General features: G+C 69.9%; 23 protein-coding genes and 1 pseudogene. 13 read left to right on the forward strand and 11 right to left on the reverse strand.

Translation table 11 applies throughout. The features are described 5' to 3' along the window. The first annotated feature begins 3 nt into the window (after positions 1–3). The 6 genes from H4N58_RS03535 to H4N58_RS03560 all read left to right on the forward strand — a co-directional run bounded on the left by H4N58_RS03535 (position 4) and on the right by H4N58_RS03560 (position 8,625). On the forward strand, positions 4–1,137 hold the full coding sequence (locus tag H4N58_RS03535) for an XdhC/CoxI family protein (RefSeq protein WP_167248998.1): 1,134 nt from the start codon (positions 4–6) through the stop codon (positions 1,135–1,137). A gap of 246 nt (positions 1,138–1,383) precedes the next feature. Further along, the gene (locus tag H4N58_RS03540; RefSeq protein WP_167001563.1) at positions 1,384–1,890 is read left to right on the forward strand and encodes a (2Fe-2S)-binding protein; all 507 of its coding nucleotides are present in this window, start codon (positions 1,384–1,386) and stop codon (positions 1,888–1,890) included. After that, a complete protein-coding gene (locus H4N58_RS03545) occupies positions 1,887–4,367 on the forward strand; it encodes a xanthine dehydrogenase family protein molybdopterin-binding subunit (protein ID WP_167248996.1) in 2,481 nt (826 codons plus the stop codon). The genes H4N58_RS03540 and H4N58_RS03545 overlap by 4 nt, the downstream gene beginning before the upstream one ends. Beyond that, the gene (locus H4N58_RS03550) at positions 4,364–5,218 is read left to right on the forward strand and encodes a xanthine dehydrogenase family protein subunit M (protein WP_167248995.1); all 855 of its coding nucleotides are present in this window, start codon (positions 4,364–4,366) and stop codon (positions 5,216–5,218) included. The genes H4N58_RS03545 and H4N58_RS03550 overlap by 4 nt, the downstream gene beginning before the upstream one ends. Beyond that, the gene (locus H4N58_RS03555; protein WP_167001566.1) at positions 5,218–5,946 is read left to right on the forward strand and encodes an SRPBCC family protein; all 729 of its coding nucleotides are present in this window, start codon (positions 5,218–5,220) and stop codon (positions 5,944–5,946) included. Before H4N58_RS03550 ends, H4N58_RS03555 begins: the two co-directional genes overlap by 1 nt. A gap of 537 nt (positions 5,947–6,483) precedes the next feature. After that, on the forward strand, positions 6,484–8,625 hold the full coding sequence (locus H4N58_RS03560; RefSeq protein WP_243842877.1) for an AAA family ATPase: 2,142 nt from the start codon (positions 6,484–6,486) through the stop codon (positions 8,623–8,625). Between the two features lie 119 nt (positions 8,626–8,744). Here H4N58_RS03560 and H4N58_RS03565 read toward each other — a convergent pair whose 3' ends face one another. Together H4N58_RS03565 and H4N58_RS03570 are read right to left on the reverse strand one after the other, a co-directional pair. Next, positions 8,745–9,101 (reverse strand): hypothetical protein, encoded by a 357-nt coding sequence (locus H4N58_RS03565; RefSeq protein ID WP_182397140.1) that lies wholly within the window; start codon positions 9,099–9,101, stop codon positions 8,745–8,747. A 43-nt stretch (positions 9,102–9,144) separates the two neighbouring features. Continuing rightward, on the reverse strand, positions 9,145–9,717 hold the full coding sequence (locus H4N58_RS03570; protein ID WP_167248993.1) for a hypothetical protein: 573 nt from the start codon (positions 9,715–9,717) through the stop codon (positions 9,145–9,147). A 163-nt stretch (positions 9,718–9,880) separates the two neighbouring features. Between H4N58_RS03570 and pflB the strand changes: the two genes are divergently transcribed. After that, positions 9,881–12,145, forward strand: coding sequence for a formate C-acetyltransferase (gene pflB / locus H4N58_RS03575; protein ID WP_167248991.1), 2,265 nt, complete (start codon positions 9,881–9,883; stop codon positions 12,143–12,145). Continuing rightward, on the forward strand, positions 12,145–12,954 hold the full coding sequence (gene pflA, locus H4N58_RS03580; protein WP_167248989.1) for a pyruvate formate-lyase-activating protein: 810 nt from the start codon (positions 12,145–12,147) through the stop codon (positions 12,952–12,954). The genes pflB and pflA overlap by 1 nt, the downstream gene beginning before the upstream one ends. A 4-nt stretch (positions 12,955–12,958) precedes the next feature. On the opposite strand, the gene H4N58_RS20870 is transcribed toward pflA, so the two are convergent. From H4N58_RS20870 to H4N58_RS03615, 8 genes and pseudogenes are all read right to left on the reverse strand, one after another. Beyond that, entirely contained in the window at positions 12,959–13,123 is a 165-nt protein-coding gene (locus H4N58_RS20870) for a hypothetical protein (RefSeq protein WP_370465465.1), read from the reverse strand. After that, a pseudogene (locus H4N58_RS20875) lies at positions 13,102–13,566 on the reverse strand (calcium-binding protein); the annotation flags it as partial. The pseudogene H4N58_RS20875 and the gene H4N58_RS20870, both read right to left, overlap by 22 nt. A gap of 20 nt (positions 13,567–13,586) precedes the next feature. After that, the gene (locus H4N58_RS03590) at positions 13,587–14,174 is read right to left on the reverse strand and encodes a TIGR03086 family metal-binding protein (RefSeq protein WP_167001572.1); all 588 of its coding nucleotides are present in this window, start codon (positions 14,172–14,174) and stop codon (positions 13,587–13,589) included. Positions 14,175–14,232: 58 nt separating this feature from the next. Next, positions 14,233–14,931, reverse strand: coding sequence for a haloacid dehalogenase type II (locus H4N58_RS03595; protein WP_167248987.1), 699 nt, complete (start codon positions 14,929–14,931; stop codon positions 14,233–14,235). 28 nt (positions 14,932–14,959) lie between these two features. Next, on the reverse strand, positions 14,960–16,594 hold the full coding sequence (locus tag H4N58_RS03600; RefSeq protein ID WP_167001574.1) for a DNA repair helicase XPB: 1,635 nt from the start codon (positions 16,592–16,594) through the stop codon (positions 14,960–14,962). Continuing rightward, positions 16,591–17,163: a CGNR zinc finger domain-containing protein gene (locus H4N58_RS03605; RefSeq protein ID WP_167001575.1), complete on the reverse strand. Its 573-nt coding sequence runs from the start codon at positions 17,161–17,163 to the stop codon at positions 16,591–16,593. Before H4N58_RS03605 ends, H4N58_RS03600 begins: the two co-directional genes overlap by 4 nt. A gap of 171 nt (positions 17,164–17,334) precedes the next feature. Then, positions 17,335–18,171 carry a thioesterase family protein gene (locus H4N58_RS03610; RefSeq protein ID WP_208322266.1) on the reverse strand — a complete coding sequence of 279 codons (837 nt, stop codon included), beginning with the start codon at positions 18,169–18,171 and terminating at the stop codon, positions 17,335–17,337. Then, positions 18,168–20,033: a helicase-associated domain-containing protein gene (locus H4N58_RS03615; RefSeq protein WP_167248985.1), complete on the reverse strand. Its 1,866-nt coding sequence runs from the start codon at positions 20,031–20,033 to the stop codon at positions 18,168–18,170. The genes H4N58_RS03610 and H4N58_RS03615 overlap by 4 nt, the downstream gene beginning before the upstream one ends. Positions 20,034–20,084: 51 nt before the next feature. Here H4N58_RS03615 and H4N58_RS03620 point away from each other — a divergent pair, with 51 nt between their 5' ends. Continuing rightward, positions 20,085–20,549, forward strand: coding sequence for a type II toxin-antitoxin system PemK/MazF family toxin (locus H4N58_RS03620; RefSeq protein ID WP_243842878.1), 465 nt, complete (start codon positions 20,085–20,087; stop codon positions 20,547–20,549). A gap of 83 nt (positions 20,550–20,632) precedes the next feature. Here H4N58_RS03620 and H4N58_RS20505 read toward each other — a convergent pair whose 3' ends face one another. Further along, on the reverse strand, positions 20,633–21,115 hold the full coding sequence (locus H4N58_RS20505; protein ID WP_167001577.1) for a CGNR zinc finger domain-containing protein: 483 nt from the start codon (positions 21,113–21,115) through the stop codon (positions 20,633–20,635). Between the two features lie 87 nt (positions 21,116–21,202). Between H4N58_RS20505 and H4N58_RS03630 the strand changes: the two genes are divergently transcribed. Genes H4N58_RS03630 through lon form a run of 4 tightly spaced genes read left to right on the forward strand, consistent with a single transcriptional unit; the run spans position 21,203 to position 25,279 of the window. Beyond that, positions 21,203–21,364, forward strand: a complete 162-nt coding sequence (locus tag H4N58_RS03630) for a hypothetical protein (RefSeq protein ID WP_167001578.1) — start codon at positions 21,203–21,205, stop codon at positions 21,362–21,364. Beyond that, positions 21,361–21,768, forward strand: coding sequence for a VOC family protein (locus tag H4N58_RS03635; RefSeq protein ID WP_167001579.1), 408 nt, complete (start codon positions 21,361–21,363; stop codon positions 21,766–21,768). The genes H4N58_RS03630 and H4N58_RS03635 overlap by 4 nt, the downstream gene beginning before the upstream one ends. A gap of 57 nt (positions 21,769–21,825) precedes the next feature. Beyond that, entirely contained in the window at positions 21,826–22,902 is a 1,077-nt protein-coding gene (locus tag H4N58_RS03640; RefSeq protein ID WP_167001580.1) for a YihY/virulence factor BrkB family protein, read from the forward strand. 37 nt (positions 22,903–22,939) lie between these two features. Beyond that, entirely contained in the window at positions 22,940–25,279 is a 2,340-nt protein-coding gene (gene lon / locus H4N58_RS03645; RefSeq protein WP_167001581.1) for an endopeptidase La, read from the forward strand. Positions 25,280–25,391 lie beyond the last annotated feature (112 nt).

Genomic DNA, 25,391 nt, shown 5'->3' on the forward strand with positions numbered 1-25,391 from the left:
CACATGCGTGACGTGCTCGACGAGCTCATGGAGACGTGGAAGGCGGGGGAGACCGCCGGTGTGGCCACCGTGGTCGCCACCTTCCGCTCGGCGCCGCGCCCGGCCGGTGCGTCGATGGTCGTCGCCCCGGACGCGAGCGCGTACGGGTCGGTGTCGGGCGGCTGCGTCGAGGGCGCCGTGTACGAGCTCGCCCAGGAGGTCGTCGGCGCTAGCGACCCGGTGCTCCAGCGGTACGGGGTCAGCGACGACGACGCCTTCGCCGTCGGGCTGACCTGCGGCGGCATCCTCGACGTGTTCGTGGAGCCGGTGTCGCAGGAGACGTTCCCCGAGCTCGGTGAGGTCGCCGCCGACATCGAGTCCGGCCGCCCGGTGGCTGTGGCGACGGTGATCGCGCACCCGGACGGTTCGTGGGTCGGGCGCCGTGCGATCGTCCGCCCCGACGCGTTCGGCGGCTCGCTGGGTTCTGGCCGCGCCGATGCCGCGATCGCCGACGACGTGCGTGGCCTGCTCGCGGCCGGTCGTACGGCCACGCTCACGTACGGCCCCGACGGAGAACGGCGCGGCGAGGGGATGCGGGTCTTCGTGGCCTCGTACGCGCCGAAGCCACGCATGCTTGTGTTCGGCGCGATCGACTTCGCGGCGGCGGTGGCGCGGCAGGGCGCGTTCCTCGGCTACCAGGTGACGGTGTGCGACGCCCGGCCCGTCTTCGCCACGGCGGCGCGTTTCCCCGACGCGCGTGAGGTCGTGGTCTCGTGGCCTCACAAGTACCTCCAGAAGCAGGTCGAGGCGGGCGCGATCGACGAGCGCACCGTGATCTGCGTGCTCACCCACGACCCGAAGTTCGACGTGCCGCTGCTCGAGCTCGCGCTGCGCCTCGATCCGCCGCACCGCCCCGCGTTCGTCGGGGCGATGGGCTCGCGGCGTACGCACGACGACCGCCTCGCGAGGCTGCGCGAGGCAGGGGTCGGCGAGGAGGAGATCGCGCGGCTGTCCAGCCCGATCGGTCTCGACCTCGGCGCCCGTACGCCCGAGGAGACCGCGGTGTCGATCGCCGCGGAGATCATCGCTCTCCAGTGGGGCGGCCGCGGCGACCGCCTCAGCGCCCGCGACGGACGCATCCACCACGAGACGGAGTGACCCTCGGCGTCGCCCTGCCGCCCCGCACGGTGTGCCACGCCAGCGTGGGCGACGGCGGGAGACTGGATGCCACGTTGGCGCGGGAGACCTCTGTTAGCGAGGCTGGCACGCCGCGCCAACCGATCGCAGCCACGTTGGCGTGGCAAACCGTACGAGCTTCTGCGATCGCGTTGTGATCTACGTCACGCGGGTGTAGGAAAGGCTTCAACCAGTCGGGCACGTGCAACGCCGAGCGGAGTGAAGTCCATGGCCAAGAAACCGATCACCCTCACCGTCGACGGAGTCACGTACACCGACGATGTCGAACCCCGGACGCTTCTCGTCCAGTACCTCCGCGAGCAGCTCGGCAAGGTCGGCACGCTGGTCGGCTGCGACACGACGAACTGCGGCGCCTGCACCGTCCACCTCGACGGCCGCAGCATCAAGTCGTGCACGATGTTCGCCGTCCAGGCCGACGGCCACGACGTCACCACCATCGAGGGGATCACGGCTGCGGACGGCGCGCTGCACCCGATGCAGAAGGCGTTCCACGAGTCCCACGCCCTGCAGTGCGGGTTCTGTACGCCGGGCATGATCATGCAGTCCATCGATCTCGTGAACGAGCATCCCGACCCCGACGAGGCGACCGTACGAGAGAACCTCGAGGGCAACCTCTGCCGCTGCACCGGCTACCAGAACATCGTCAAGGCCGTGCAGGCCGGCGCACGCGAGATGGCCGGTACGCCCGAGTCGACCGAGGCGGGTGCGGCATGACCGTCACCGAGATCGGCTCGCCACGCCGCCGCAAGGAGGACCAGCGCCTCATCACCGGCCGCTCGCGCTTCACCGACAACATCGTGCTCCCGGGCATGCTGCACCTGGCGATGGTGCGCAGCCCGTTCGCCCACGCCCGCATCACCAACCTCGACACCTCCGACGCCGCAGCGGCGCCCGGCGTCGTCGCCGTCCTCTCGGGCGCCGACATCCAGGATCTGTGCGGAACGCTCCCCAACGCCTGGCCCATCACGCCGGACCAGAAGTCCCCGCACCACCCGTCGATCGCCGTCAACCACGTCGCGTTCGCCGGCGAGATCGTCGCCGTCGTCGTGGCCCGGAGCAAGTCCGCGGCCCAGGACGCGGCCGACACGGTCGACGTCGACTACGAGGAGCTCCCGGTCGTGCTCGACCTCGAGGAGGCGGAGAAGGACGAGATCCTCGCGCATCCCGACCTCGGCACCAACAGGTCCGCCCTCTGGATCTTCGACTCGGGCGAGGCAGGCACCGGTGGCAACGTCGAGGAGGCGCTGTCGCAGGCACGCGAGGCCGACGACGAGATCCTCGTCGAACGCACGTACTACCAGCAGCGCCTCATCCCGGCGTTCATGGAACCGCGCTCCACCGTCGTGGATCCGACCGGCGAGCAGACCACGATGTGGTCGTCGACCCAGGTCCCGCACATCCTCCGGCTGATGCTCGCGCTCACGCTCAGCATCCCCGAGTCCAAGGTTCGCGTGATCGCGCCGGACGTCGGCGGCGGCTTCGGCGGCAAGCTCCAGGTCACGCCCGAAGAGGTCATCACGATGATCGTGGCGCGGCGTACGGGCAAGCCCTGCAAGTACACCGAGACGCGCTCCGAGTCACTGATGGCCGCCCACCACGGCCGGGGCCAGGTCCAGCGGCTCTCGTTGTCCGCGACGCGCGACGGTCAGGTCACCGGGCTCAAGGTGCAGCTGCTCGTCGACATGGGCGCCTATCTCGGGCTCGTGACCTCGGGAGTGCCGATCCTCGGGGCGTTCATGTTCCCGGCCATCTACAAGTTCCCGTCGTACCGGTTCGAGTGCACCAACCTGTTCACCAACAAGGTCTGGACCGACGCCTACCGCGGCGCCGGCCGACCGGAGGCGACGTTCGCGATCGAGCGCCTCATGGACGACCTGGCCGCCGAGCTCGACATGGACCCGATCGAGCTGCGCCGCAAGAACTGGATCCCGCACGAGGAGTTCCCGTTCACGAGCGTCTGTGGACTCGAGTACGACAGCGGCAACTACGAGGCGGCGACGGCGAAGGCGCTCGAGCTGTTCGGGTACGACGAGCTGCGGGCCGAGCAGCAGCGGCGACGCGACGAGGGCGATCCGGTCCAGCTGGGGATCGGCATCTCGACGTTCACCGAGATGTGTGGCCTCGCCCCCTCGAGGGTTCTCGGGTCGCTCGACTACGGAGCGGGTGGCTGGGAGTACGCCCAGGTGCGCATGCTCCCGACCGGCAACGTCGAGGTCGTCACGGGCACCAGCCCGCACGGCCAGGGCCACGAGACGGCGTGGAGCCAGATCGTCGCCGACCGGCTCGGGGTCGCGTTCGAGAACGTCGAGGTGCTGCACGGCGACACGGCGATCGCCCAGCGTGGCCTCGACACGTACGGCTCTCGCTCGCTGGCCGTCGGTGGCATGGCGGTCGTCGCGGCGGCGGACAAGGTGATCGCGAAGGCGAAGGTCATCGCGGCCCACATGCTCGAGGCGTCCGAGGACGATCTCGAGTTCGCCGAGGGCACGTTCACCGTACGAGGCACCGACCAGGGCGTGGCGCTCGGCGACATCGCGCTCGCGGTCTTCGCCGCGCACGACCTGCCCGACGGTGTCGAGGCGAGCCTGGACTCGGACGCGACGTTCGACCCGGACAACTTCTCCTTCCCGCACGGCACCCATCTCGCGGCGATCGAGGTCGACACCGAGACGGGGCAGGTGACCCTCCGAAAGTACGTCTGCGTCGACGACATCGGCAACGTCATCAACCCGCTCATCGTCGAGGGCCAGGTCCACGGTGGGCTCGCGCAGGGCATCGCGCAGGCCCTGTACGAGGAAGCGGTGCACGACGAGTCCGGGACCCTCGTGACCGGCTCGTTCGTGGACTACCTCGTGCCGAGCGCGGCGGACCTGCCGTCCTTCGTCACCGACCGTACGGAGACGGCGTCGACGACCAACGTCCTCGGCGTCAAGGGTGTGGGCGAGGCAGGCACCATCGCCTCGACCCCCGCGATCGTCAACGGCGTGATCGACGCCGTGCGACATCTCGGAGTCGATGACATCCTCATGCCATGCTCGCCCAGCCGAGTCTGGGCGGCGCTGCAGGGAGCGGAGAAGGGCCGGGGGGCCGACGCCGCCGCACCGACGGTGAACAGCCCCGAGGTCGCTGACCGCGACATCGCGTCGACCGGCGCGGTCCAGACGGGTACGGCCCAGGGGGATGAACAGTGATTCCGACATCTTTCGAGTACGAGTCGCCGGACACGGTCGAGGACGCGGTGCGTCTGCTCGCCGAGGGTGGCGACGACGTGAAGGTCCTCGCCGGCGGACAGAGTCTGATCCCGGTGCTCAAGATGAGGCTCGCCGGGCCGGAGCTGATCGTCGACCTGGGCCGCATCGACGGTCTGCGGGGCATCCGCGAGGACGGCGACGACCTCGTGATCGGCGCGATGACGCCGCACCACGAGGTCGCGGCGAGCGTGCTCGTCCGTGAGCACGCGGCGCTGCTGGCCGAGGCGACGTCGACGGTGGCCGACCCGCAGGTACGTCACCGCGGCACGCTCGGCGGCGCGCTCGTGCACGCCGATCCCGCAGGCGACCTGCCGGCGCCCGCGCTGGCGCTCGAGGCCTCGTTCGAGATCGCCGGTCCGGGTGGCGCCCGCACGGTGCCGGCGTCCGAGTTCTTCGTCGACCTCTTCACCACCGCCGTCGGCGAGGACGAGATCCTCACGGCCGTCCGCATCCCCAAGCGCACCGGGTGGGGCGCGGCGTACGAGAAGTTCGTCCGCGTCTCCCAGCAGTGGTCGATCGTCGCGGTCGCGGCGACCGTACGGCTCGAAGGCGGCACGATCGCCGAGGCAAGGCTCGGGCTCACCAACATGGGCTCGACGCCCGTACGCCCGAAGGCGGTCGAGCAGGCCCTCATCGGAGTCTCGCCCGTCGCCGAGGCGGTCGAGGCCGCCGTGTCCGGGGTCGCCGACGGCACCACGCCACCCGACGACCTGAACGGTTCGCCCGACTACCGACGCCACCTCGCGCGCGTCCTGACTCGGCGGGCCGTGGTCCGGGCGGCGGGTGCCTGATGGATCTCTCGCACACCTTCACCGTCCCTGCACCGATCGAGACGACCTGGGCCGCGTTCAACGACCTGGAGTCCATTGCGCCGTGTATGCCGGGGGCGACGGTGGAGGTGGTCGACGAGAACGACTTCACCGGCACGATCAAGATCAAGCTCGGGCCGATCTCGCTGGTGTACGGAGGGTCGGGGACGTACGTCGAGCGTGACGAGGCCGAGCGTCGGGTCGTCATCGATGCAAAGGGCAAGGACAAGCGCGGCCAGGGCACAGCGGGGGCGAAGGTGACCACGCGGCTCTTCCCTGACGGCGAGGGGACCCGTGTGGAGGTGGTGACCGACCTCGCGATCACTGGGAAGCCCGCACAGTTCGGACGGGGGGTGATCCAGGACGTGAGCGACAAGCTGTTGTCGCAGTTCGTCGGGTGCATCAGCGATCGGTTGTCGGCGCCTCCGCCGGGCGTCGAGGAGGAGGTCGTCGTGCCCGAGGCGCCGCCAGAGCGCGGGCGGCACGCCGCGGAAGCACCTGAGCCGCCTCTCGCTGAGCCGGTGCCGGTGCCGACTCCCGCTCCGGGCCTGGTCGGGGGTTCGGCCGCAGGCCCGGCGGGTGACTCCGCCGAGCTCGACCTCGGAGCCACGGTGCTCCCAGTGCTGCTCAAGCGGTATGGGGCGCGGCTCGCGGTCGGCGCGGTCGCCGGGTTCGTGGTCTGGCGGCTCGTGCGGCGGCGCAGGGGCTGACGCGAGTCCGGTCCGGAGCACATGCTCCGGACCATGCGGGATCTCGCGCGAGAATCGCGGTGCCAGTTACCTGGATCCTTGAGCGCAGATCGCTGCGTACCCATCCTGGCTAGAGATCGCGCACGTGTGGCCGGGGACGACGATCACTCCGACGTCGACGCCCAGGACCTGGACGCCGTCGAAGCGGCGTGGGGGACCCGTCTGCCCTCGGCGAGAACGGCGTCGTCGTCGGTGTTCCACGCGACCACGATCCCTTCGAGTGCCCGTCGCACTCACGACACCGGCAACAGCGAATCGTGACCAGCAGCCGGGACCGACGCCAGCCCGTTCGAAACGGTCATTCCCGCTTCTTCTTCCAACAGGGAGGTGAGTGGCTTCCGACCGCGTGACATCTGACGCGACATTGCGTCACCCAATCGCCTTTCTGTGTGACGCAGGTTCTCGGAAGGCCAAAATTATCCCGGAAAGTCAAAGTTGTTCTTGCCGAACCTGCGCCCCATAGTAGACGCCGGATGAGGGAGAACGATGCACATGGATATGGGTGCGAGCAAGGCGAAACAGATCGAAGAAGAACAGCGGTCTCTTGATGCGATGTACGCGCGTCTTGACGCTGACCTGAGCGGGAGCCTATCCGCACATGCGCGGGCGATGGCCGCGCGCGTTGAAGGGCCGGAAGAGCTCTACGAAAGGGATCTTGAGGCCTCGCGGCTGTCCGACAAGATTCGCCAGCTCCGTTCGGCAGAACGGTCCTTGTGCTTCGGACGCATCGACAATGCCGAGCAGAGCGAATCGTTGCATGTCGGCCGGATCGGGTTGCGCACGGACGCGGGAGAACCGGTGCTCGTGGACTGGCGGGCGGAGGCCGCACGGCCGTTCTACTCGGCCACGATGGCCTCGCCACTGGGTCTTCGCCGGCGTCGACATCTGCGCTCGGATGGCCGCACGGTCGTCGACGTCAGTGACGAGATCCTTAACGGAACCACACCGACCGCCGAGGACGTCGTCGGCGATGGCCCTCTCGTCTCTGCGCTGAGCGGTACACGAACGGGGCGGATGCGAGAGGCCGCGGCGACTCTCCAGACCGAGCAGGACGAGATCGTCAGGTCACCGCATCGCGGAATCATGGTGGTCGATGGCGGCCCAGGAACCGGCAAGACGATTGTCGCCCTGCACCGAGCGGCATACGTGCTCTATGCGTTCTCCCAGATCGCTGATCGTGGGGTCCTCGTGTTCGGCCCGAACAGACGGTTCCTCACCTACATTTCCGAAGTGCTCCCCTCGCTCGGGGAGAACGATGTGCAGCTGGCGACGCTGCCCGACCTGATCGGCGCGGAAGCGACGAAAACCGAACCAGACGAAGTCGCGCGCCTCAAAGGCCGTGCGGAGTTCGCTGACGGGCTCGCACGCTGGGTGCAGGCACGTCAGCCTCACGGCGTACCGCTCGAATTTCAGACCGCGCACGGCACGGTTGTCCTTGATTCCGACCGGGTCGACGCCGCGCGGCGCAGCGCCCTCCAGGGCGGCATCGGACACAACCGTGCCCGGGAACTGTTCACCGAACACGTCGTCGCTGAGCTGGTGAACGAACTGGAGCAGCAGACCGCGAAGGAACTCACGGACTTCGAAGCCGAGATCAAGGAGTTCCTCGGCATCGACCTCGATCGCATGTTCGCGGGGAATCCACGGCGCGTCAGCTCCGACGATGCTGACGTGTCCGCGGACGGTCTGGACATCGATTGGGATCAGCTCCGTGAAGAGTTTCTCGACGATCCCGGAATCGACCGGATTGTTGCCACAGTCTGGCCCCGGCTTCGATCCGAGGACGTCGTCCGAGGTCTCCTCGGGGACCACGCCGCACTCGCCCATGCGCTTCCCGATGTGCCGGAGGAGGATCTCGCGCAACTGGTCGGCCTCGCCCAGACGGGGTGGAGTAGCGCCGATCTTGCACTGCTCGATGAAGCACGCACATTCATCGATGGCCTCCCCGAGACCATGTACGGGCACGTCGTCGTCGACGAGGCCCAGCAGCTCTCCGAAATGCAATGGCGGGGGCTGATGCGCCGCTGCCCGCAACGCTCAATGACCATCGTGGGAGACCTCGCCCAGGCCGGTCCCACCACGACCATCCGCACGTGGAGTGAGGCATTGGAACCATTCGTCGACGAGAGGTTCGCCCACCACACGCTCACAGTCAACTACCGCACCACCGCGGAGATCCTGCAGGCGACAGCGGGCCTACTCGCCCGCATCGCCCCCGAACAGCGGCTCTCTCGCTCGATCCGACACGGCGAACCACCGACCGCCCTCACAGTCGCTGGAGAAGACGTTGTCTCCGTTCTCAACGAGCTCATCACACGCATCCGGCAGACGCATCCGGGAGAACTGATCGGCGTCATCGCCACCGCACACCGCTCCGCCACACTGGACGCTGAGGTCAGCGAGACCGACGCCACGATCATCGCCGCGCCCGACACGCGCGGGCTGGAGTTCGACACCGTGATCATCATCGACCCGGTCGGCATCCGATCGGCCAACGAGGCAGGTCTCCGCGACCTCTACGTCGCGCAAACGCGAGCAACTAAACGCCTCCTCACCCTTGAGGTCACGACCCCATCGAGACCGTCACTTGGACCAGGTCAGGTCGATTGGAACGCATGCGTGAGTGCCCGACCTGATTGATCTCGTTGGTTGAGACTGGCTCGACCGACCCCGTACGGGAAGCCTGCACGTTGCGTCCATTCCTGGGGCGGCTGGAATCGGGGAAGGTCACTCCCACGTCGTCAAAGACCATCCGCGCCCTACGGGCGCGTGGGATGCACCCGAAGCGCGCCGAGGGGTGCGACGTCGATGCCCGACTCGGTGCACACCCAGCGTGGCGCGTCGCCGAGCTCGGGCTCGACGCCGAGGGTGTGCTCGGCGGTCTCCTCGCACGACGTGCAGCGCGGCCACCGGCTGCCGGCGTCGAGCAGGGCGTCCTGGACGTCCTGAGCGACGAGCCCGACGAGGAACGGCGCGCCGTCCGGCCACTGCGCGACCCACCAGCCGCGCTGGCTCAGCGCGTCCTCGAGAACGGAGACCGCGGTCGCGTCGGCCATGCGGCAAGCGGCCAGGTCATGCAGGACGCGGGCGCGCGCCTCGAGGAGGTACTCCGTCACGGCGTCCAGAGTAAGTGTCGAGGGCAAGCCGCGCGGCCCGACGTCACACGGGCACCGGTCGTCCGAGCGCGGTCAGCTCGCGGGTGATGTTGGCGCGGGCGCTGGACTCCCACAGTCGGTAGCCGGGCTCGGTGACGAAGATCCGCGGACGGTTCTGGTAGCGCGACATCACCATGGCGCGCAGCTGGCGGTAGTCCGCGGCCGGGAGGTAGTCGTTCTCCGTACGGATCGCCGCGGCGTACCGGTCGTATCGCGCCTCGTCCTGCCCGAGGATGCTGAGGTCGGCGTCGCAGACTGCGGCCGCCTCGATGTCGTCGGGTGCGGCGAGGTGGTCGCGCGTGGCGAGGACGATCTCGGCGACCCGGTCGCCGTAGCCCGGGCCGAGCCACCGTTGAGCGAGGAGCGCCGAGCGCTCGACGCTGTCGGCGCGGTGCACGTCGTAGACGGCGTCGTGGAACCACGCCGCGGCGCGGGCGAGCTCGACGTCGAACGCAAGGCCCTCAACGGTGAGCGTGTCGAGCGCACCGATCACCTCGGACAGGTGATCGATGTCGTGATGTTCGCGGTGTGGCTCTGACCAGCGCTTCGCCAGCTCGAGCCGGATGCGGGGGTGCACTCTGTCCAGCCTACGGGGGGTCGGAAGCAGGCGCAGGGGAGACGTGTGTCGGTTGTTGACATGGGCGCAGTGTGGCCAAGACGACACCCTTTGATGGCCCAAACAACAAAAATGAGGCGTTGACTGGAGGCGAAGGCATCGTCTCCATCGAGGGGTAGGGAACATGAGCATCGCGACCGACTCACGGCTCGACACGAGCGCCGCCCGTGGCTGGGTGGGTTTCGCCGACGGGCCCTGGCGGGACCGCGTCGACGTGCGGGACTTCATCCAGCGCAACTACACCCCGTACGAGGGCGACAGTGGGTTCCTCGCCGGCCCGACAGCGCGGACGACCCGGATCTGGCAGCGTCTGAGCGCGATGTTCCCCGAGGAGCGCGAGAAGGGTGTCTACGACGTCGACTGGCAGACGCCGGCCGGCATCACGGCCCACGAGCCCGGCTACATCGACCGCGAGAACGAGGTCGTCGTCGGGCTCCAGACCGATGCTCCGCTCAAGCGCGCGATGATGCCGAACGGTGGGTGGCGCATGGTGGAGACCGCGCTCGACACCTACGGCTACCCGGTCGACCCGATGCTCAAGAAGGTCTTCACCGAATATCGCAAGACGCACAACCAGGGCGTGTTCGACGCCTACCCGCCGTCCGTACGCGCTGCCCGCTCGGCGCACGTCATCACGGGGCTCCCCGACGCGTATGGCCGCGGCCGCATCATCGGCGACTACCGCCGCGTGGCGCTGTACGGGGTCGACGCCCTCATCGCGGACAAGCGCAACGACCGTGCCGCCCTTGACATGCAGCCTGCCTCCGAGGACGTCATCCGCGCACGCGAGGAGAACAGCGAGCAGATCCGCGCGCTGAACGAGCTCAAGGAGATGGCCGCCTCGTACGGGTTCGACATCTCCGGTCCCGCGACGAGCGCCCGCGAGGCCGTCCAGTGGACCTACTTCGCCTACCTCGGCGCGGTCAAGGAGCAGAACGGCGCCGCGATGTCGCTCGGACGCACCGCGACGTTCCTCGACATCTACCTCGAGCGCGACCTCGCCCGCGGTGACCTCACCGAGTCGCAGGCGCAGGAGCTGATCGACGACTTCGTCATCAAGCTGCGCATCGTGCGCTTCCTCCGTACGCCCGAGTACGACGCGCTGTTCAGCGGTGACCCGACCTGGGTGACGGAGTCGCTCGCCGGCATGGGCGACGACGGGCGGCCGCTTGTCACCAAGACGACGTTCCGCTATCTGCAGACCCTCTACAACCTCGGGCCTGCGCCGGAGCCGAACCTGACGGTGCTCTGGAGCGACCGTCTCCCCGAGGGGTTCAAGCGCTTCGCCGCGCAGGTCTCGATCGACACCTCGGCGATCCAGTACGAGTCGGACCGCCACATCCGCGAGCACTGGGGCGACGACGCCGCGATCGCGTGCTGCGTGTCCCCGATGCGGGTCGGCAAGCAGATGCAGTTCTTCGGCGCGCGGGTGAACCTCGCCAAGACGCTGCTCTACGCGATCAACGGCGGCCGTGACGAGATCACCGGCAAGCAGGTCGGCCCGGCCACCGCTCCGGTCGGCGAGGGGCCGCTCGACTACGGCGACGTCATGCGCCGCTTCGACGCCGAGATGGACTGGCTCGCCGCGACGTACGTGGAGGCACTCAACGTCATCCACTACATGCACGACAAGTACGCCTACGAGCGGCTCGAGATGGCGCTGCACGACTCCGACGTGCTGCGGACGATGGCGTGCGGCATCGCGGGCCTGTCCGTGGCGGCGGACTCGCTGTCGGCCATCAAGTACGCGACGGTGGTGCCCGTCTTCGACGAGCGCGGGATCGTCGTGGACTACGAGACCACCGGCGACTTCCCGACGTTCGGCAACGACGACGACCGCGTGGACGACATCGCCCGCGACCTCGTCGAGCGGTTCATGGAGAAGGTGCGCGCCTACCCGACGTACCGCGATGCGCTGCACACCCAGTCGGTCCTCACGATCACGTCGAACGTCGTCTACGGCAAGGCCACCGGCAACACGCCGGACGGGCGCCGGCACGGCGAGCCGTTCGCGCCGGGTGCCAACCCGATGAACGGGCGTGACACGCACGGCATGCTTGCGAGCGCGCTGTCGGTCGCCAAGCTGCCGTACGACGACGCGCAGGACGGCATCTCGCTGACGAACACCGTGGTCCCGTCCGGGCTCGGGCGTACGAAGGACGAGCAGGTGACGAACCTTGTCGGTCTGCTCGACGCGTACACCGGCTCCGAGGGCTACCACATGAACGTCAACGTCCTGAACCGCGAGACGCTGGAGGATGCGATGGAACACCCGGAGAACTACCCGCAGCTCACCGTACGGGTCTCCGGGTATGCGGTGAACTTCGTCCGCCTCACCCGCGAGCAGCAGCTCGACGTGCTCTCGCGGACGTTCCACGGAGCCGTCTGATGACCGCCGCCCTCCTCGCCGACGTCCCCGCGGCCGACCTCGACCGCGGGGAGCGGATGGTGGCGATGCGCTCCGGCGAGGTCGGGGCGGTCCACTCGTGGGAGCTCGTGACCGCGGTCGACGGGCCGGGGACGCGGATGACGACGTTCCTCACCGGCTGCCCGCTGCGCTGCCTGTATTGCCAGAACCCCGACACGTGGCGGATGCGCGACGGTACGGAGGTGCGTGCCGACGACCTTGTCGCGCGGATCGCCCGCTACCGGCCGGTGTTCGCCGCGACCGGCGGCGGCATCACGCTGTCGGGAGGCGAGCCGCTGATGCAGCCTCGCTTCGTCGCGCGGGTGCTGCGCGGTGCCAAGGAGCTCGGCGTCCGCACCGCGCTCGACACCTCCGGCTTCCTCGGGACCGCGGCGACCGACGAGATGCTCGACGACGTCGACCTCGTCCTCCTCGACGTGAAGTCGGGCGACGAGGAGACCTACCGGCGGGTGACCGGCCGTTCGCTCCAGCCCACGCTCGACTTCGGCGACCGGCTCGCCGCGCGCGGGACCGAGGTGTGGGTGCGGTTCGTCCTCGTCCCCGGTCTCACCGATGCGGACGAGAACGTCGAGAACGTCGCCCGCATCGTCGAGCGCTGGCCGAACGTCAGCCGTGTCGAGGTGCTGCCGTTCCACCAGATGGGGCGCGAGAAGTGGGAGCGGCTCGGCGCCTCGTACGATCTCGCCGATGTCACGCCGCCCTCACCCGAGCTCGTGGCGCGGGTTCGGGAGCAGTTTGAGGTGCACGGCCTCACGACGTACGTCGGCTGAAGGCTCAGTCGTCGTGGGGCTCCTGACCCTGGAACAGGCGATCGCGTCCCGGGCCACCGCGCAGGATGTCCCTGCCGGGTCCGCCGACGAGCGTGTCGTTGCCCGGGCCGCCCCACAGGTGGTCGCGACCGCGGTGCCTTCGAGGTCGTCGTTGCCGGAGCCGCCCCAGATGTGGTCGTTGCCGGCGTTGCCCTCGATGTCGTCGCCGGCGGAGCCGCCGCGGATGCGGTCGTTGCCCGCGCCGCCTTCGATGTCGTCCTCTCCGGCCCCGCCGCAGATGACGTCGTTGCCGCCGAGGCCCACGATGTCGTCCTCGCCGCCGAGCCCGGCGATGACGTCCCGTCCGCTGGTCCCGCGCAGGTTGTCGTCACCCTGGGTGACGATGATCGTGGCCCGCAGGCCCCCGCAGGTGGCGGCCTGCGCGGCCTCGGCCGAGCCGGTCGTGGGAGCCATGCCGGCGATCCCGAGCAGGGACGCGGCTCCGAGTGCGAGGGTACGGCGCGCGGTGGCGCGAGGCATGATGTCTCCTTTGTCCGAAACCGTCGGGGTGACGACTTCAGGTAACCCTCGGACCGTGAGGCATGCATAAGTCCCCGATGAGAGGCCTCTCATCAGGTCCGCAGCGCCGGATTTCAGTGCGGCCAGGAAGGCGAGCGTCCGGCGAGCGCGACGACCCGGTCGAGCAGAGGGGCGTCCCCCGGCACGGGCAGCGGGGGTCCGAACAGCCCTTCGCGGGCCTGCGCCTGCTCCGGCTTCGCGGACTCCTCGACGAAGCGGTGCACGACGGCCAGATCGCCTGGGTCGACCTCGTACGGCTGCCCCGTGGCGCGCGCCAGGTCCCAGCCGTGCAGCACGACCTCGTCGAGCGCCACCGTCGCCGCGATGTCGGCAGGCATCGTGACGCCTCCGGCGGTCGCCTCGCCCTCCCACGCCTCGGGCGAGCGCCAGGCCTCGGCGAGCGCGTCGAGGCGCTCGGGGATCCGCTGTCGCCATCCAGGGGAGAGTGCGGCGCCGGACGGTGCGGGAGCGGCGCCGAGCATCGGGTCGTCGGACTTGCGGGCCGCGAGCGTGAAGGCGAGGGAGAGGCCGTCGAGGTGCTCGAGGAGGGTCGCGACGTCGTAGTCGCACGGGGTCGGCCGGGTCAGGTCGTCGTCGCCGACGCCGTCGAGCAGTGCTGCCACCCGCCGGGTCGAGGGGCCGAGATCGAGAAGGTCAGGCATTCGGGGGCCTTTCGTCGTCCGGATCTGTCGAAGGTCAGACCACGACCGACGCAGGAACTCATCGAGGTGTCGACGGTGTGAGTGCGAAGACCAGGTCGTCGAGGCTGCCGAACTGCCCGTCAAACGTGTCGGAGCTCGTCGGCGGATCTCCGACCGGCCGCTCGACGAAGGCCGTCCGCATCCCGATCGCCTGCGCTCCGCGAAGGTCCCAGGCGTGGGCGGCCACCATCAGCATCCGCTCAGGGGCACAGCCCGCGGTCTCGACGGCGAGCCCGTAGACCTCTGGTGCCGGCTTGTACGCCTGGACGGTCTCGGACGAGAGTGCCTGGTGCCACCGCAGTCCGGCGCGGGCGTTGAGGTGGAGGAGCGTCGTACGACTGGCGTTGGACAGTCCGATCAGCGGGTAGTGGGCGGCGAGCCGCTCCAGCCCAGCGACGGAGTCGCCCCACGGGGAGAGGCGCCGGCCGGCTGTGGATAGCCGCGCGAGCGTGGCCACGTCGGTGACACCGGCCAGGTCCGCCACGACCCGAGCGGCCTCGCAGTCGAGGACGTCGGTGCTGGCGTACGGGCGGCCGCCTCGGGCGATGCCCTCCTGCTCGCGCTCGATGTGTTGCTGCCAGGCGGCGAGGAGCGCATCGACCGTCGCCTCCGACGACGGCACCGCCTCGCGGATCGCCGCGCGAAGGCCGCTGGGCTCGTCGACGAGCGTCCCCAGGACGTCGAACACCACGACCTCGATGTCACCGTTCTCGATCACGAGCCCTCCTCACGTTCGGCGGGTGTACTCAGACGTCGGCGGCGTCGACGATCCGGTAGGCGTAGCCCTGCTCGGCCAGGAACCGCTGCCGGTGCTGGGCGAACTCCGCATCGACGGTGTCGCGGGCGACCACCGCGTAGAAGCGGGCCGTACGCCCGTCGCCCTTGGGACGCAGCAGCCGGCCGAGCCGTTGCGCCTCCTCCTGGCGCGACCCGAACGAGCCCGACACCTGGATCGCGACGGACGCCTCCGGCAGGTCGACCGAGAAGTTCGCCACCTTGGAGACCACGAGCAGGTCGATCTCGCCGGTACGGAACGCCGCGAACAGCGCCTCGCGCTCCTTGACCGACGTCTCGCCCTTGATCACGGGAGCGTCGAGGCGCTCGGCGAGGTCGTCGAGCTGGTCGATGTACTGGCCGATGACCAGGGTCGGCTCACCCCTGTGCTCCTCGACCAGCCTCTGGACTACCTCGGTCTTACGGCCGGTCGACGCCGCGAGCCGGTAGCGGACGTCGGCCTCCGCCGTCGCGTACACGATCCGTTCGGAGTCACTCAACGTCACGCGCACCTCGACGCAGTCGGCGGGAGCGATGTAGCCCTGTGCCTCGATGTCCTTCCACGGCGCGTCGTACCGCTTGGGCCCGATGAGGCTGAACACGTCGCCCTCGTGGCCGTCCTCGCGCACGAGGGTGGCGGTCAGGCCGATCCGGCGCCGTGCCTGGAGATCGGCGGTCATCCGAAAGATCGGCGCTGGCAGCAGGTGGACCTCGTCGTACACGATCAGGCCCCAGTCACGGGCGTCGAACAGCTCGAGGTGCGGATAGACGCCCTTCCGGCGCGTCGTCATCACCTGGTACGTGGCGATGGTGACGGGTCGGATCTCCTTCTTGGCCCCGCTGTACTCGCCGATCTCGTCCTCAGTGAGCGTCGTACGACGCAGCAGCTCGTCCTTCCACTGACGTGCCGAGACGGTGTTGGTGACGAGGATCAGGGTGGTCGCCTGCGCCTGTGCCATGGCGCCAGCACCGACGATCGTCTTGCCCGCACCGCACGGGAGGACGACGACGCCGGACCCGCCGTGCCAGAACGACTCGACAGCCTCGGCCTGGTACGGCCGCATGTGCCACTCGCCGTCCGACAGGGCGATCGCGTGCGCCTCGCCGTCGACGTAGCCGGCGAGATCCTCCGCGGGCCATCCGACCTTGAGCAGTGCCTGCTTGAGCGCGCCGCGTTCGGAGGGGTGCACCACGATCGTGTCGTCGTCGATCCGCGCCCCGAGCATCGGCGCGATGCGCTTGGAGCGGATCACCTCCTCGAGAACCGGCCGATCGGTCGTGGCGAGGACGAGCCCGTGGGTCGGGGTGTTCTCGAGCCGCAGGCGCCCATAGCGCGACATCGTCTCGGCGACGTCGACCAGGAGCGCGTGCGGCACGGGATAGCGCGAGTAGTCCATCAGCGCGTCGACGACCTGCTCGGCGTCGTGGCCGGCGGCGCGCGCGTTCCACAGGCCGAGCGGCGTGATGCGGTAGGTGTGGATGTGCTCCGGAGACCGCTCGAGCTCAGCGAAGGGTGCGATGGCGCGCCGGCACGCGGCCGACTGGTCGTGGTCGACCTCCAGGAGGAGCGTCTTGTCGGACTGGACGATCAGGGGACCGTCGTTCATACGTCTCCTCGGGGGTTTGCGGCGGCGCCTGCCCGCTTCCGTGCACGGTACGCCGCGACGTTCGCTCGGGAGGAGCAGCGATCGGAGCAGTAGCGGCGCGAGCGGTTGGGGGAGGTGTCGACGTAGGTGTTGGCGCAGCCGTGCGCCGCGCAGACGCCGAGGCGTCCAGGGTCGAGGTCGCAGACCAGGATCGCGATGCCCATCAGCGACTCCGCGACCAGGAGATCGGCGACCGAGGCGGCACGGTCGGCGACGTGCAGACGCCACCCGCTCGGGCTCGTGCCGGTGTCGGTGGCGGCGATGTCGGTGGGGACGATGAGCGGCGTGATGCGGTGGGTGGCCAGCAGGGTGTTGACGGCGACCACCACGTCCGCAGCCCTGCCCGCTCCACCATGCTCGAAGACCGGTCGCAGGCGCCGCTGGAACCGTTGCAGGGTGCGGACGTCGCGGTCGGTGACCTGCGGGACGAGCCACTCGCGCTCGGCGAGGTGGTCGCGGACGTCGTCCACCGAGCCCAGTGACGCGTTGGCGAGCATTGCCGCGCGCTCGGCGTAGCCCACAAAGTCCATCCGGCCATGGTAGCCGGGGGACGGAGATCGGTAAGCGCTGTAGATCACTTTGGACATGACGGCCCCGTCGGTAAGATGTAAGCAGTAGCAAGATCAATGCTTGTTACCCACATCGTCACCCTCGCCGCTGTTCCCCCCGGCGCGGCGAGGGTGATGTCTGTCCAGGTCAGGTCAGCTGCGGGGAGCGACCAGCAGCGGCTGACTGACGTAGCCGCACAGGCCATCCCCGTCCGACACGACGGCGTGCGCCACCCCGGTGCCGCGCGGCTGCACGTGCGACGTGGCGTCGAAGTACATCCAGTCCGATGCAGGCACCCGCTGGAGGGTGACCCCCATGCCCGGCGGTACGAACAGCCAGTCGCGCACATCGAGCTGCGCGCTGATCCCGTTCGTCGAGTCGGCCAGCGTGAGCAGGCGCTGCAGCCCGGTCGGTTCCTCGCCCGCGACCAGCGGCACGCGGATGCGTCCCCAGACCCGCGCGCGTTCCTCGTCGCCTCCGCCGAGGCGCCCCTCGACGAACCGCCACTCCACCGCGCGGCCGTACCCCCACGCGGCCGGAGTGCCCGGGACCGTCAGCTGGGGCTGCGGGTCAGGGAGCTCAGGTGGCTGCACCGCGACTCCGGACCTCGGCGCCCGGTCCTCCTCGTACGCGATGAGCCAAGCGCGCGCGGTGACGACCGTGCGGCCGTCCGCGCTCATTGTGGCCTGGACCTGCCGGACACGCTTGCCCGGGCGGAGCACCGTCACCTCGACGTCGCACGTCCCTTGAGGGATCGGGCCGAGGAAGTCGACGTCGATCTTGCCAACCGTCAGGGGTTCGTCGCCGACACTCGCCTCGAGACAGCGTCCGAGCAGCGCCGAAGGCGGGCCGCCGTGCTGTGCCCGCGCGTCCCAGGGACTCTCGGTCGCCGCGGTCGAGAGGAAGCTGGCGTCGCCGACCTGCTCGTAGAAGCTGTCGGCGGGGAGGTCGGGGAGCATGACGGCGGCTGGTGAGGTGGCAGAGGTCACGGCGCGGACGCTACCTGGACGATGCGGTGGACCGCGAACCGCTGCACCTTCTGCGTGCGGTGGTCGAAGGCGGTGAGCCACCCCGCGTCCACCCGCAAGGGGTCGACCACGCGCTCCGTACGGGTGCCGGCCTGGTCCATGTAGGCGACCCACATCCGCTGTTGGGCCTCGGCGGCCTCGCGCAGCTGCGCCATCGTCGCGAGCGAGCCTCGTTGATCGTCGTGGCCGTCGGCGGGGCGCAGCGACGCGGCCATCTCTCCCGCCCGGAGGGCGGCGACAGCCTCGGCTGGGTCCGGCGGCGGTCGCAGGCCGACGTCGACGGCCTCGGCGCGTACGAGGTCGCGGCGGTGGACGCGCAGGACCCCGCCGGGTTCTTCGGCCACCGCCTGGCGTCCCGACGCGGCGAGACGCTCGGCGAGGAGCTCGGTGCGGACGGTGCTGACGACCACGGTCGGGGCGATCCGGTGGAGCGTGGGGCCGAGCGTCGGGTCGGCGAGCAGCGCGTCCAGCTCGGCGGGGTCGTCCGCGCGGAGGTACGAGGCGGCGTCACCGAGACGGAGCCGTCCGTGCAGCCGTGCGGTGTCGTCGACGAGGTAGGTGAGCGGCTGCGGGATCGGCGTCGCCGAGATCTCTGTGAGGAACGCGTGGATCTCGCTGGCCGGCCAGCCGAGGTCGAGAGCGCGGCGCAGCGAGGCAGGCGTGAACCGGTAGACAGTGGCGCCGCCACGCGACTCCACGACCGCCACGTCCTCGAGCCGGGCGCGGAGTGCGGGCTCGAGCGGGCCGGGGGCCACCGCGGTGAGGTCGGCCTGGACGAGGACATGGGTGACGGAGCCGGGCAAGAGGCGATCGACGACGTCGCGTGCGTCTGGCAGTCCGAGGACGGCCCCGGCGGGCGAGAGGGCGTCCAGTGCGACCACGCCGAGCCACGTGGCCTCGACGAGCGTGCGCCGTACGAGGTCGTCGCGGCCCTCTTCGGCGCGGGGGAGGTGCCACGCGACGGCATCGACGACGTCCTCGACGTCGGTGTACGCGGCGCCGTCGGCCGAGGCGAGCGTCCGGAGCACCTGCGCGCGCACGCGACGGCCCGGTTGGCTCATCCAGGCCGAGGTGAGGGCGATCCAGCGGTCGGCCGGCGGCTTCTCCCGCCACGCGTCGAAGACCGTCGTCGGCGCCCACACCTCGCCGTTGGCCGCATGGATGGCCCGGCCGAGGAGGCGTGCCGCCTGGGTCAGGTCGAGCAGGAACTCGACCTCGTCGGTGCCGACGCCGAGCAGTGAGGCGGCGTTGCGCACGTCGCGTACGCCGCGGCCGCCCGAGCGCAGCACGGGAGGCGGCTGCTCGCCCCAGGTCGCCAGCAGGTGCTCGACGCGCTGGAGCAGCTCCATGACCGAGCCGGCGCTCGCGTGCCGCATGCGCCGGTCGTCGACCTCGCGGGTCCGCAGCGCAGGCGGGCCGTCATACGGGCCTCGCGGTCCGAGCACCCTCAGCGCGTCACGCGCCTCGCGGACCACGTGCCAGCCGTCGGGCCTGCCCCACACGAGCGCGCTCGCGTGCAGTCTCGCCACGATCGCGGAGATGCGGGCGTCGTCGGCGTCGACCTGGCGGCGCAGCGCAGCGAGGGTGACGGGTGGCTCGAGTGCGGACATCGCCGCGAGGGTCGACAGGTGAGCGAGGTCGAGCCGGTCGAGCGCCCACGCGACGGACGGTCGGGACGCGGCCCGTGAGGCGAGCTGTCCGATGTCGGACGGCGTCGGGGTGGCGAGGTCGGGGCGGGCCCGCAGCAGCACCGCGAGCGCATCGTCGCCGCGAGCCCGGAGGTCGTCGGCGAGCGTACGCGGGGTGGTGTCGGTCTCGCTCATCCGTACCACGGTAGTCCGGGCGCGGGCGCCGCCCCGCACTACAGTGCGGTCATGTCCAGGACTCGCGACCTTCTCGGTCGGCTCGCGTCGGTGCTTGCTCCCTCCCGTCGTCCGTCGCCGGGGTCGTCCGGCCTCGTCATGCAGTACGACCCGAAGCCCGACGGCCGGCCCGATCCCGGCGAGATCGTGTGGACGTGGGTCCCGTACGAGGACGATCCGCGCCAGGGCAAGGACCGGCCGGTCCTGCTCGTCGGCCGACGCGGCGCCGCGCTCGTCGGCGTCATGCTCACGAGCAAGGACCACGACCGTGACGCCGCCGACGAGGCGCGGTGGGGTCGCTACTGGATCGACATCGGGTCCGGCGGTTGGGACCGGCAAGGCCGGCCCAGCGAGGTGCGGCTCGACCGTCTGATCACGGTCGATGCCACAGCCGTGCGCCGCGAGGGCGCGGTGCTGGACCGGGCGCGCTTCGACGAGGTCGTGGCGGGCGTCCGTCAGCACGCCGACGTGCGCTGAGCGGTCAGCGGATCCGTACGCGGGCGGGCGCGGACTTTTGTCCGTACGAGCCCGAACAGCCTTTTGAGACGGACACCGTACGGTCAGCCGTGCGTCGGCGCCGCCGACCGCTCGCGATGCTGGCGGACCTTCGCGCGGTTGCCGCAGACCTGCATCGAGCACCACTGGCGCGACTGGTTGCGCGAGTGGTCGTAGAAGGCCCACCGGCAGTCGCCGGCCGGGCAGATCTTCACCCTGCCGAGGCGTCCCTCGATCGAGAGCCGCGCGACGGCGATGGCGATCTCGGCAGCGACGGTCTCCCCCCGCAGCGCGACCTCGTCGTCGAGCACCACGTCCACCCTGATCGTGACGGCGTCGACGGAGGGCGCGCCCGCGGCCCGGGCGCGCAGCTGGTCGCGGAGGCGGCGCGCCTGGTCGAGCGTCGACCGAGTCTGGTCGCGGCCCGACCACGCGGCGTACGACGCGACGGATTCGAGGTCGTCGATCCCGTCCTCGACGTCGAGCGTGTTGAGGAAGGCCACGACCCGGTCGGCCGGATCGCCGGCTGCTTGCGCGTACGGGCTCATGAAACCAGCATAACGCGTTAGACGGTTGCATCTTGACCCCGTAACTGGCAAAGTGAGTTAAGGAGTTACTGGATCGAGGAGGAGACCATGCATCCCTGGGCGTCGTACCTGATCACGAAGGACTTCCTGGAGCGAGACGAGCGGCGGCGCACGGTCGCTCAGCGACCGGCTCCGACGGACGCCCGCCGTGCGGGGGTCAGCCCGGCACGCGCGCCGCGGCCGCTGCGCGCGAGGGGATGCGTCGTATGAGCGTCGGCGCGCACATCGAGACCGGCGTCCGCCTCGGCCTGTACGTGCTCGACTGCGCAGACCCGCGCGCGCTCGCGACCTTCTACGGCGGCCTCCTCGGGGCGGAGTTCATCGCGGACTCCGGCGACGGCTGGGTCGAGCTGGACGGGCCGGGCAAGGGGCTGGCCTTCCAGCGTGTCGCCCACCACGAGCCGCCCCAGTGGCCCGATGGAGCCCCGCAGCAGGCGCACCTCGACCTCTTCGTCGACGCGTACGAGGGTCCGCACGCGCTCGCGATCTCCCTCGGCGCGACACCGCTCGATCCGGTCACCCCGCCGAGCGGCCTGGAGGATCGGGACTTCCGTGTCTACGCCGATCCTGCGGGCCATCCGTTCTGTCTCTGCACCTGCATGCCGGCGTCCTAGCGGCGGCCAAGGGGTGGTGTCAACCCGCGCGATCCTCCGAGCGGGTAGTTTTGCGGAGTGTCAGTTGCCGACCGGATCGACCGCTACCAGCGGACCCACCCGTTCGTCGGCTTCCCCATCGCGGTCGTCTACAAGTTCTTCGACGACTCGAGCAACTACCTCGCGGCGGCCGTCACCTACTACGCCTTCGTTGCGATCTTCCCTCTGCTGCTCATCGGGTCGAGCATTCTCGGCTTCTTTCTCCAGAACGATGAGGCTCTGCGTGAGCAGCTCCTCGACACCGCGATCGGCAGCTTCCCGATCATCGGCGACCAGATCGAGAGCACCGAGGGGCTGACGGGCTCCGCGACGGCGGTGATCTTCGGTGCTCTCGTTGCGCTGTACGGGGTTCTGGGGCTCGGTCAGTCCTCGCAGTTCGCCATGAACGTCGCGTGGGCCGTGCCGCGCAACGCTCGCCCCAACCCGTTCGTGGGCCGCGGGCGCAGTCTGGTGATGCTTGGCTTTGCCGGCTTCTCGATCCTCGTGATCGCGGGCCTCACGGCATTCTTGTCGACCAACCCGTGGTTCTCCGACGAGCACGAATGGGCCGGGTGGCTGGCGCGTGGCGGCACGCTGGTGCTGAGCGGCCTCGCCTTCACGGTCCTCTTCCTCATGGCGTCGGCGCGCAAGCACAGCTTCCGGTCGGCCGCACCGGGCGCGTTCGCGGTGGCGATCCTCTGGCAGGGGCTGCAGCTGGCCGGCACCGCGTACGTCCAGAACGTGATCGCCCGCTCCAACAACCTCAACCAGGTCTTCGCCGTCGTCCTCGGGATGATGGGACTGATCTACATCGGCGCCGTGATGGCCATGATCGGGGTCCAGATCAACGTCGTCCGCACCAAGCGCCTCTATCCGCGCGCGCTGCTCACGCCGTTCACGGACAACGTCACCCTCACCAAGGCCGACCAGCGCGCATACTCCGACTACGCCAAGGCGCAGCGTCACAAGGGCTTCGAGTCGATCCGGGTCATGTTCGGCCGGCCCGAGGAGCGGCACCGCGTCGAGCTTCCGCCGCCGAGTCCGGAGCGCCACGACCGTGTTCGCCCGCGGCGAACGGAATCGACCGCCGAAGGGGAACAAGCCAAGCCTCATTGAAGTTGAGTAGAGCACGCTCAACTTTGAAAGGTTGCTCATGACTGAGGCTCACGCCCCCCAGCAGCTGCCCGTCCTGTTCTTGACCGAGCCCGTCCTTCTTCCCGGCATGGTCGTCCCGATCGAGCTCGACGAGGCCGCCCGCGCCGCGGTGGATGCCGCGCGTGCCAGCTCCGACGACCGGCTCCTGGTCGCCCCCCGGCTCGAGGACCGCTACGCCTCGTTCGGCGTCGTGGCCGAGATCGTGCAGATCGGGCGGACCCAGACCGGTGAGTCCGCCGCCGTCCTCAAGGCCCACCGTCGTGCCCGTATCGGCACCGGCGTCACCGGCCCCGGCGCTGCCCTGTGGGTGGAGGCCGAGGAGGTCGACGAGGGTCTCGACGACGAGCGCATCCCCGAGCTCGCCAAGGAGTACAAGTCCCTTGTGATCGCCAACCTGCAGCGCCGTGACGCGTGGCAGGTCGTCGACATGGTCAACAAGGTCACTGATCCCTCGACGCTGGCCGACATGGCCGGTTATGCCCCGTACTTCACCGAGGTCCAGAAGCGTCAGCTCCTCGAGACCCCGGACACGGCCGAGCGGCTCGAGACGCTCCTCGCCTGGACGAAGGACGCCATCGCCGAGGCCGACGTCGCCGAGAAGATCGCCGAGGATGTCCGTGAAGGCATGGACAAGACGCAGCGCGAGTTCCTGCTCCGTCAGCAGCTCGCCGCGATCCGCAAGGAGCTTGGTGAGGACGAGCCCGACGGCGCCGACTCGTACCGCGAGCGCGTCGAGGCCGCCGACCTGCCTGAGACCATCCGTACGGCGGCGCTGCGCGAGGTCGACAAGCTCGAGCGGTCCTCCGAGCAGAACCCGGAGACCGGCTACATCCGTACGTGGCTCGACACGGTCCTCGAGATCCCTTGGAACGTGAAGACCGACGACAACGACGACGTCGACGGCGCCCGCGCCGTGCTCGACGCTGACCACCACGGCCTGGACGACGTGAAGGACCGCATCGTCGAATACCTCGCGGTCCGTGCGCGCCGCGCTCAGCGTGGTCTGCAGGTCGTCGGAGGTCGCGGCTCGGGTGCCGTCATGGTGCTCGCCGGGCCGCCCGGAGTCGGCAAGACGTCGCTCGGTGAGTCCGTCGCCCGCGCCCTCGGCCGGAAGTTCGTCCGCGTCGCCCTCGGTGGCGTCCGCGACGAGGCCGAGATCCGCGGTCACCGGCGGACGTACGTCGGGGCGCTCCCGGGCCGTGTCGTCCGTGCGATCAACGAGGCCGGCTCGATGAACCCGGTCGTGCTGCTCGACGAGGTCGACAAGCTCGGCGCCGACTTCCGGGGTGACCCGTCGGCCGCGCTGCTCGAGGTCCTGGACCCGGCGCAGAACCACACGTTCCGCGACCACTACCTCGATCTCGACCTGGACCTGTCCGACGTCTTGTTCCTCGCGACGGCCAACGTTGTCGAGCAGATCCCGCAGGCACTGCTCGACCGCATGGAGCTGGTGACCCTCGACGGCTACACCGCCGACGACAAGGCCGCGATCGCTCGCGACTTCCTGTGGCCCCGCCAGCTGGAGCGCGCTGCGCTCGACGCCGACGAGGTCTCGCTGACCGACGCGGCGCTCGCGAAGATCGTCGCCGACTACACCCGTGAGCCGGGTGTGCGGCAGCTCGAGCGGCTGCTGGCCAAGATTCTCCGCAAGGTGGCGACGAAGCTCGCCGGGGCGACGGGGCAGGAGACCGTCGTGGTCGATGAGCCGGACCTGAAGGAATACCTTGGCCGTCCGCGGTTCACGCCGGAGTCCGACGAGCGTACGGCGGTCCCGGGTGTGGCGACCGGCCTCGCGGTCACGGGCTTCGGTGGTGACGTCCTCTACATCGAGGCGACGCCGACCGACGGCAAGCCCGGCATCACGCTCACCGGCCAGCTCGGCGACGTGATGAAGGAGTCGGCGCAGATCGCACACTCCTACGTCCGCTCGCACGCCGAGGCGCTCGGGGTCGACCCGGCGTTCTTCGACCACCACGTCCACATCCACGTCCCGGCAGGGGCCATCCCCAAGGACGGTCCGTCCGCGGGCGTGACGATGGTGACGGCGCTGGTGTCGGCCGCGACGGGCCGCAAGGTCCGCTCCGAAGTCGGCATGACTGGCGAGGTCACGCTCAACGGGCGCGTGCTGCCGATCGGCGGCGTGAAGCAGAAGCTGCTCGCCGCTCAGCGGGCCGGGCTCACGACGGTGTTCGTCCCGCATCGCAACGAGCCCGATCTCGATGAGGTCCCCGTCGAGGTCCGCGAGGCGATCGACGTCCGTCCGATGACGGACGTGGCCGAGATCGTCGCCCAGGCGTTGGAGCCGGCGGCCGAAGGGGTCTCGCAGGCCGCAGCCTGACGATCCTCACGTATCGCGATCCCGTCTCCGCTCGGAGGCGGGATCGCGGCGTTTCGGGTGGGAACGCCTCACACGTCTTGCGCGGACCGTGCAATACCCGGTATACATCTCT

Source organism: Mumia sp. ZJ1417 (assembly GCF_014127285.1).
Classification (GTDB): Bacteria; Actinomycetota; Actinomycetes; order Propionibacteriales; family Nocardioidaceae; genus Mumia.

Excerpts from the sequence above, each read along its gene's own strand:
- H4N58_RS03535 (WP_167248998.1), top strand. The coding sequence starts at position 4 with ATGCGTGACGTGCTCGACGAGCTCATGGAGACGTGGAAGGCGGGGGAG.
- H4N58_RS03540 (WP_167001563.1), top strand. The coding sequence starts at position 1,384 with ATGGCCAAGAAACCGATCACCCTCACCGTCGACGGAGTCACGTACACC.
- H4N58_RS03545 (WP_167248996.1), top strand. The coding sequence starts at position 1,887 with ATGACCGTCACCGAGATCGGCTCGCCACGCCGCCGCAAGGAGGACCAG.
- H4N58_RS03555 (WP_167001566.1), top strand. The coding sequence starts at position 5,218 with ATGGATCTCTCGCACACCTTCACCGTCCCTGCACCGATCGAGACGACC.
- H4N58_RS03560 (WP_243842877.1), top strand. The coding sequence starts at position 6,484 with ATGGGTGCGAGCAAGGCGAAACAGATCGAAGAAGAACAGCGGTCTCTT.
- pflB (WP_167248991.1), top strand. The coding sequence starts at position 9,881 with ATGAGCATCGCGACCGACTCACGGCTCGACACGAGCGCCGCCCGTGGC.
- pflA (WP_167248989.1), top strand. The coding sequence starts at position 12,145 with ATGACCGCCGCCCTCCTCGCCGACGTCCCCGCGGCCGACCTCGACCGC.
- H4N58_RS03590 (WP_167001572.1), bottom strand. The coding sequence starts at position 14,174 with ATGCCTGACCTTCTCGATCTCGGCCCCTCGACCCGGCGGGTGGCAGCA.
- H4N58_RS03600 (WP_167001574.1), bottom strand. The coding sequence starts at position 16,594 with ATGAACGACGGTCCCCTGATCGTCCAGTCCGACAAGACGCTCCTCCTG.
- H4N58_RS03605 (WP_167001575.1), bottom strand. The coding sequence starts at position 17,163 with ATGGACTTTGTGGGCTACGCCGAGCGCGCGGCAATGCTCGCCAACGCG.
- H4N58_RS03615 (WP_167248985.1), bottom strand. The coding sequence starts at position 20,033 with ATGAGCGAGACCGACACCACCCCGCGTACGCTCGCCGACGACCTCCGG.
- H4N58_RS03620 (WP_243842878.1), top strand. The coding sequence starts at position 20,085 with ATGTCCAGGACTCGCGACCTTCTCGGTCGGCTCGCGTCGGTGCTTGCT.
- H4N58_RS20505 (WP_167001577.1), bottom strand. The coding sequence starts at position 21,115 with ATGAGCCCGTACGCGCAAGCAGCCGGCGATCCGGCCGACCGGGTCGTG.
- H4N58_RS03630 (WP_167001578.1), top strand. The coding sequence starts at position 21,203 with ATGCATCCCTGGGCGTCGTACCTGATCACGAAGGACTTCCTGGAGCGA.
- H4N58_RS03635 (WP_167001579.1), top strand. The coding sequence starts at position 21,361 with ATGAGCGTCGGCGCGCACATCGAGACCGGCGTCCGCCTCGGCCTGTAC.
- lon (WP_167001581.1), top strand. The coding sequence starts at position 22,940 with ATGACTGAGGCTCACGCCCCCCAGCAGCTGCCCGTCCTGTTCTTGACC.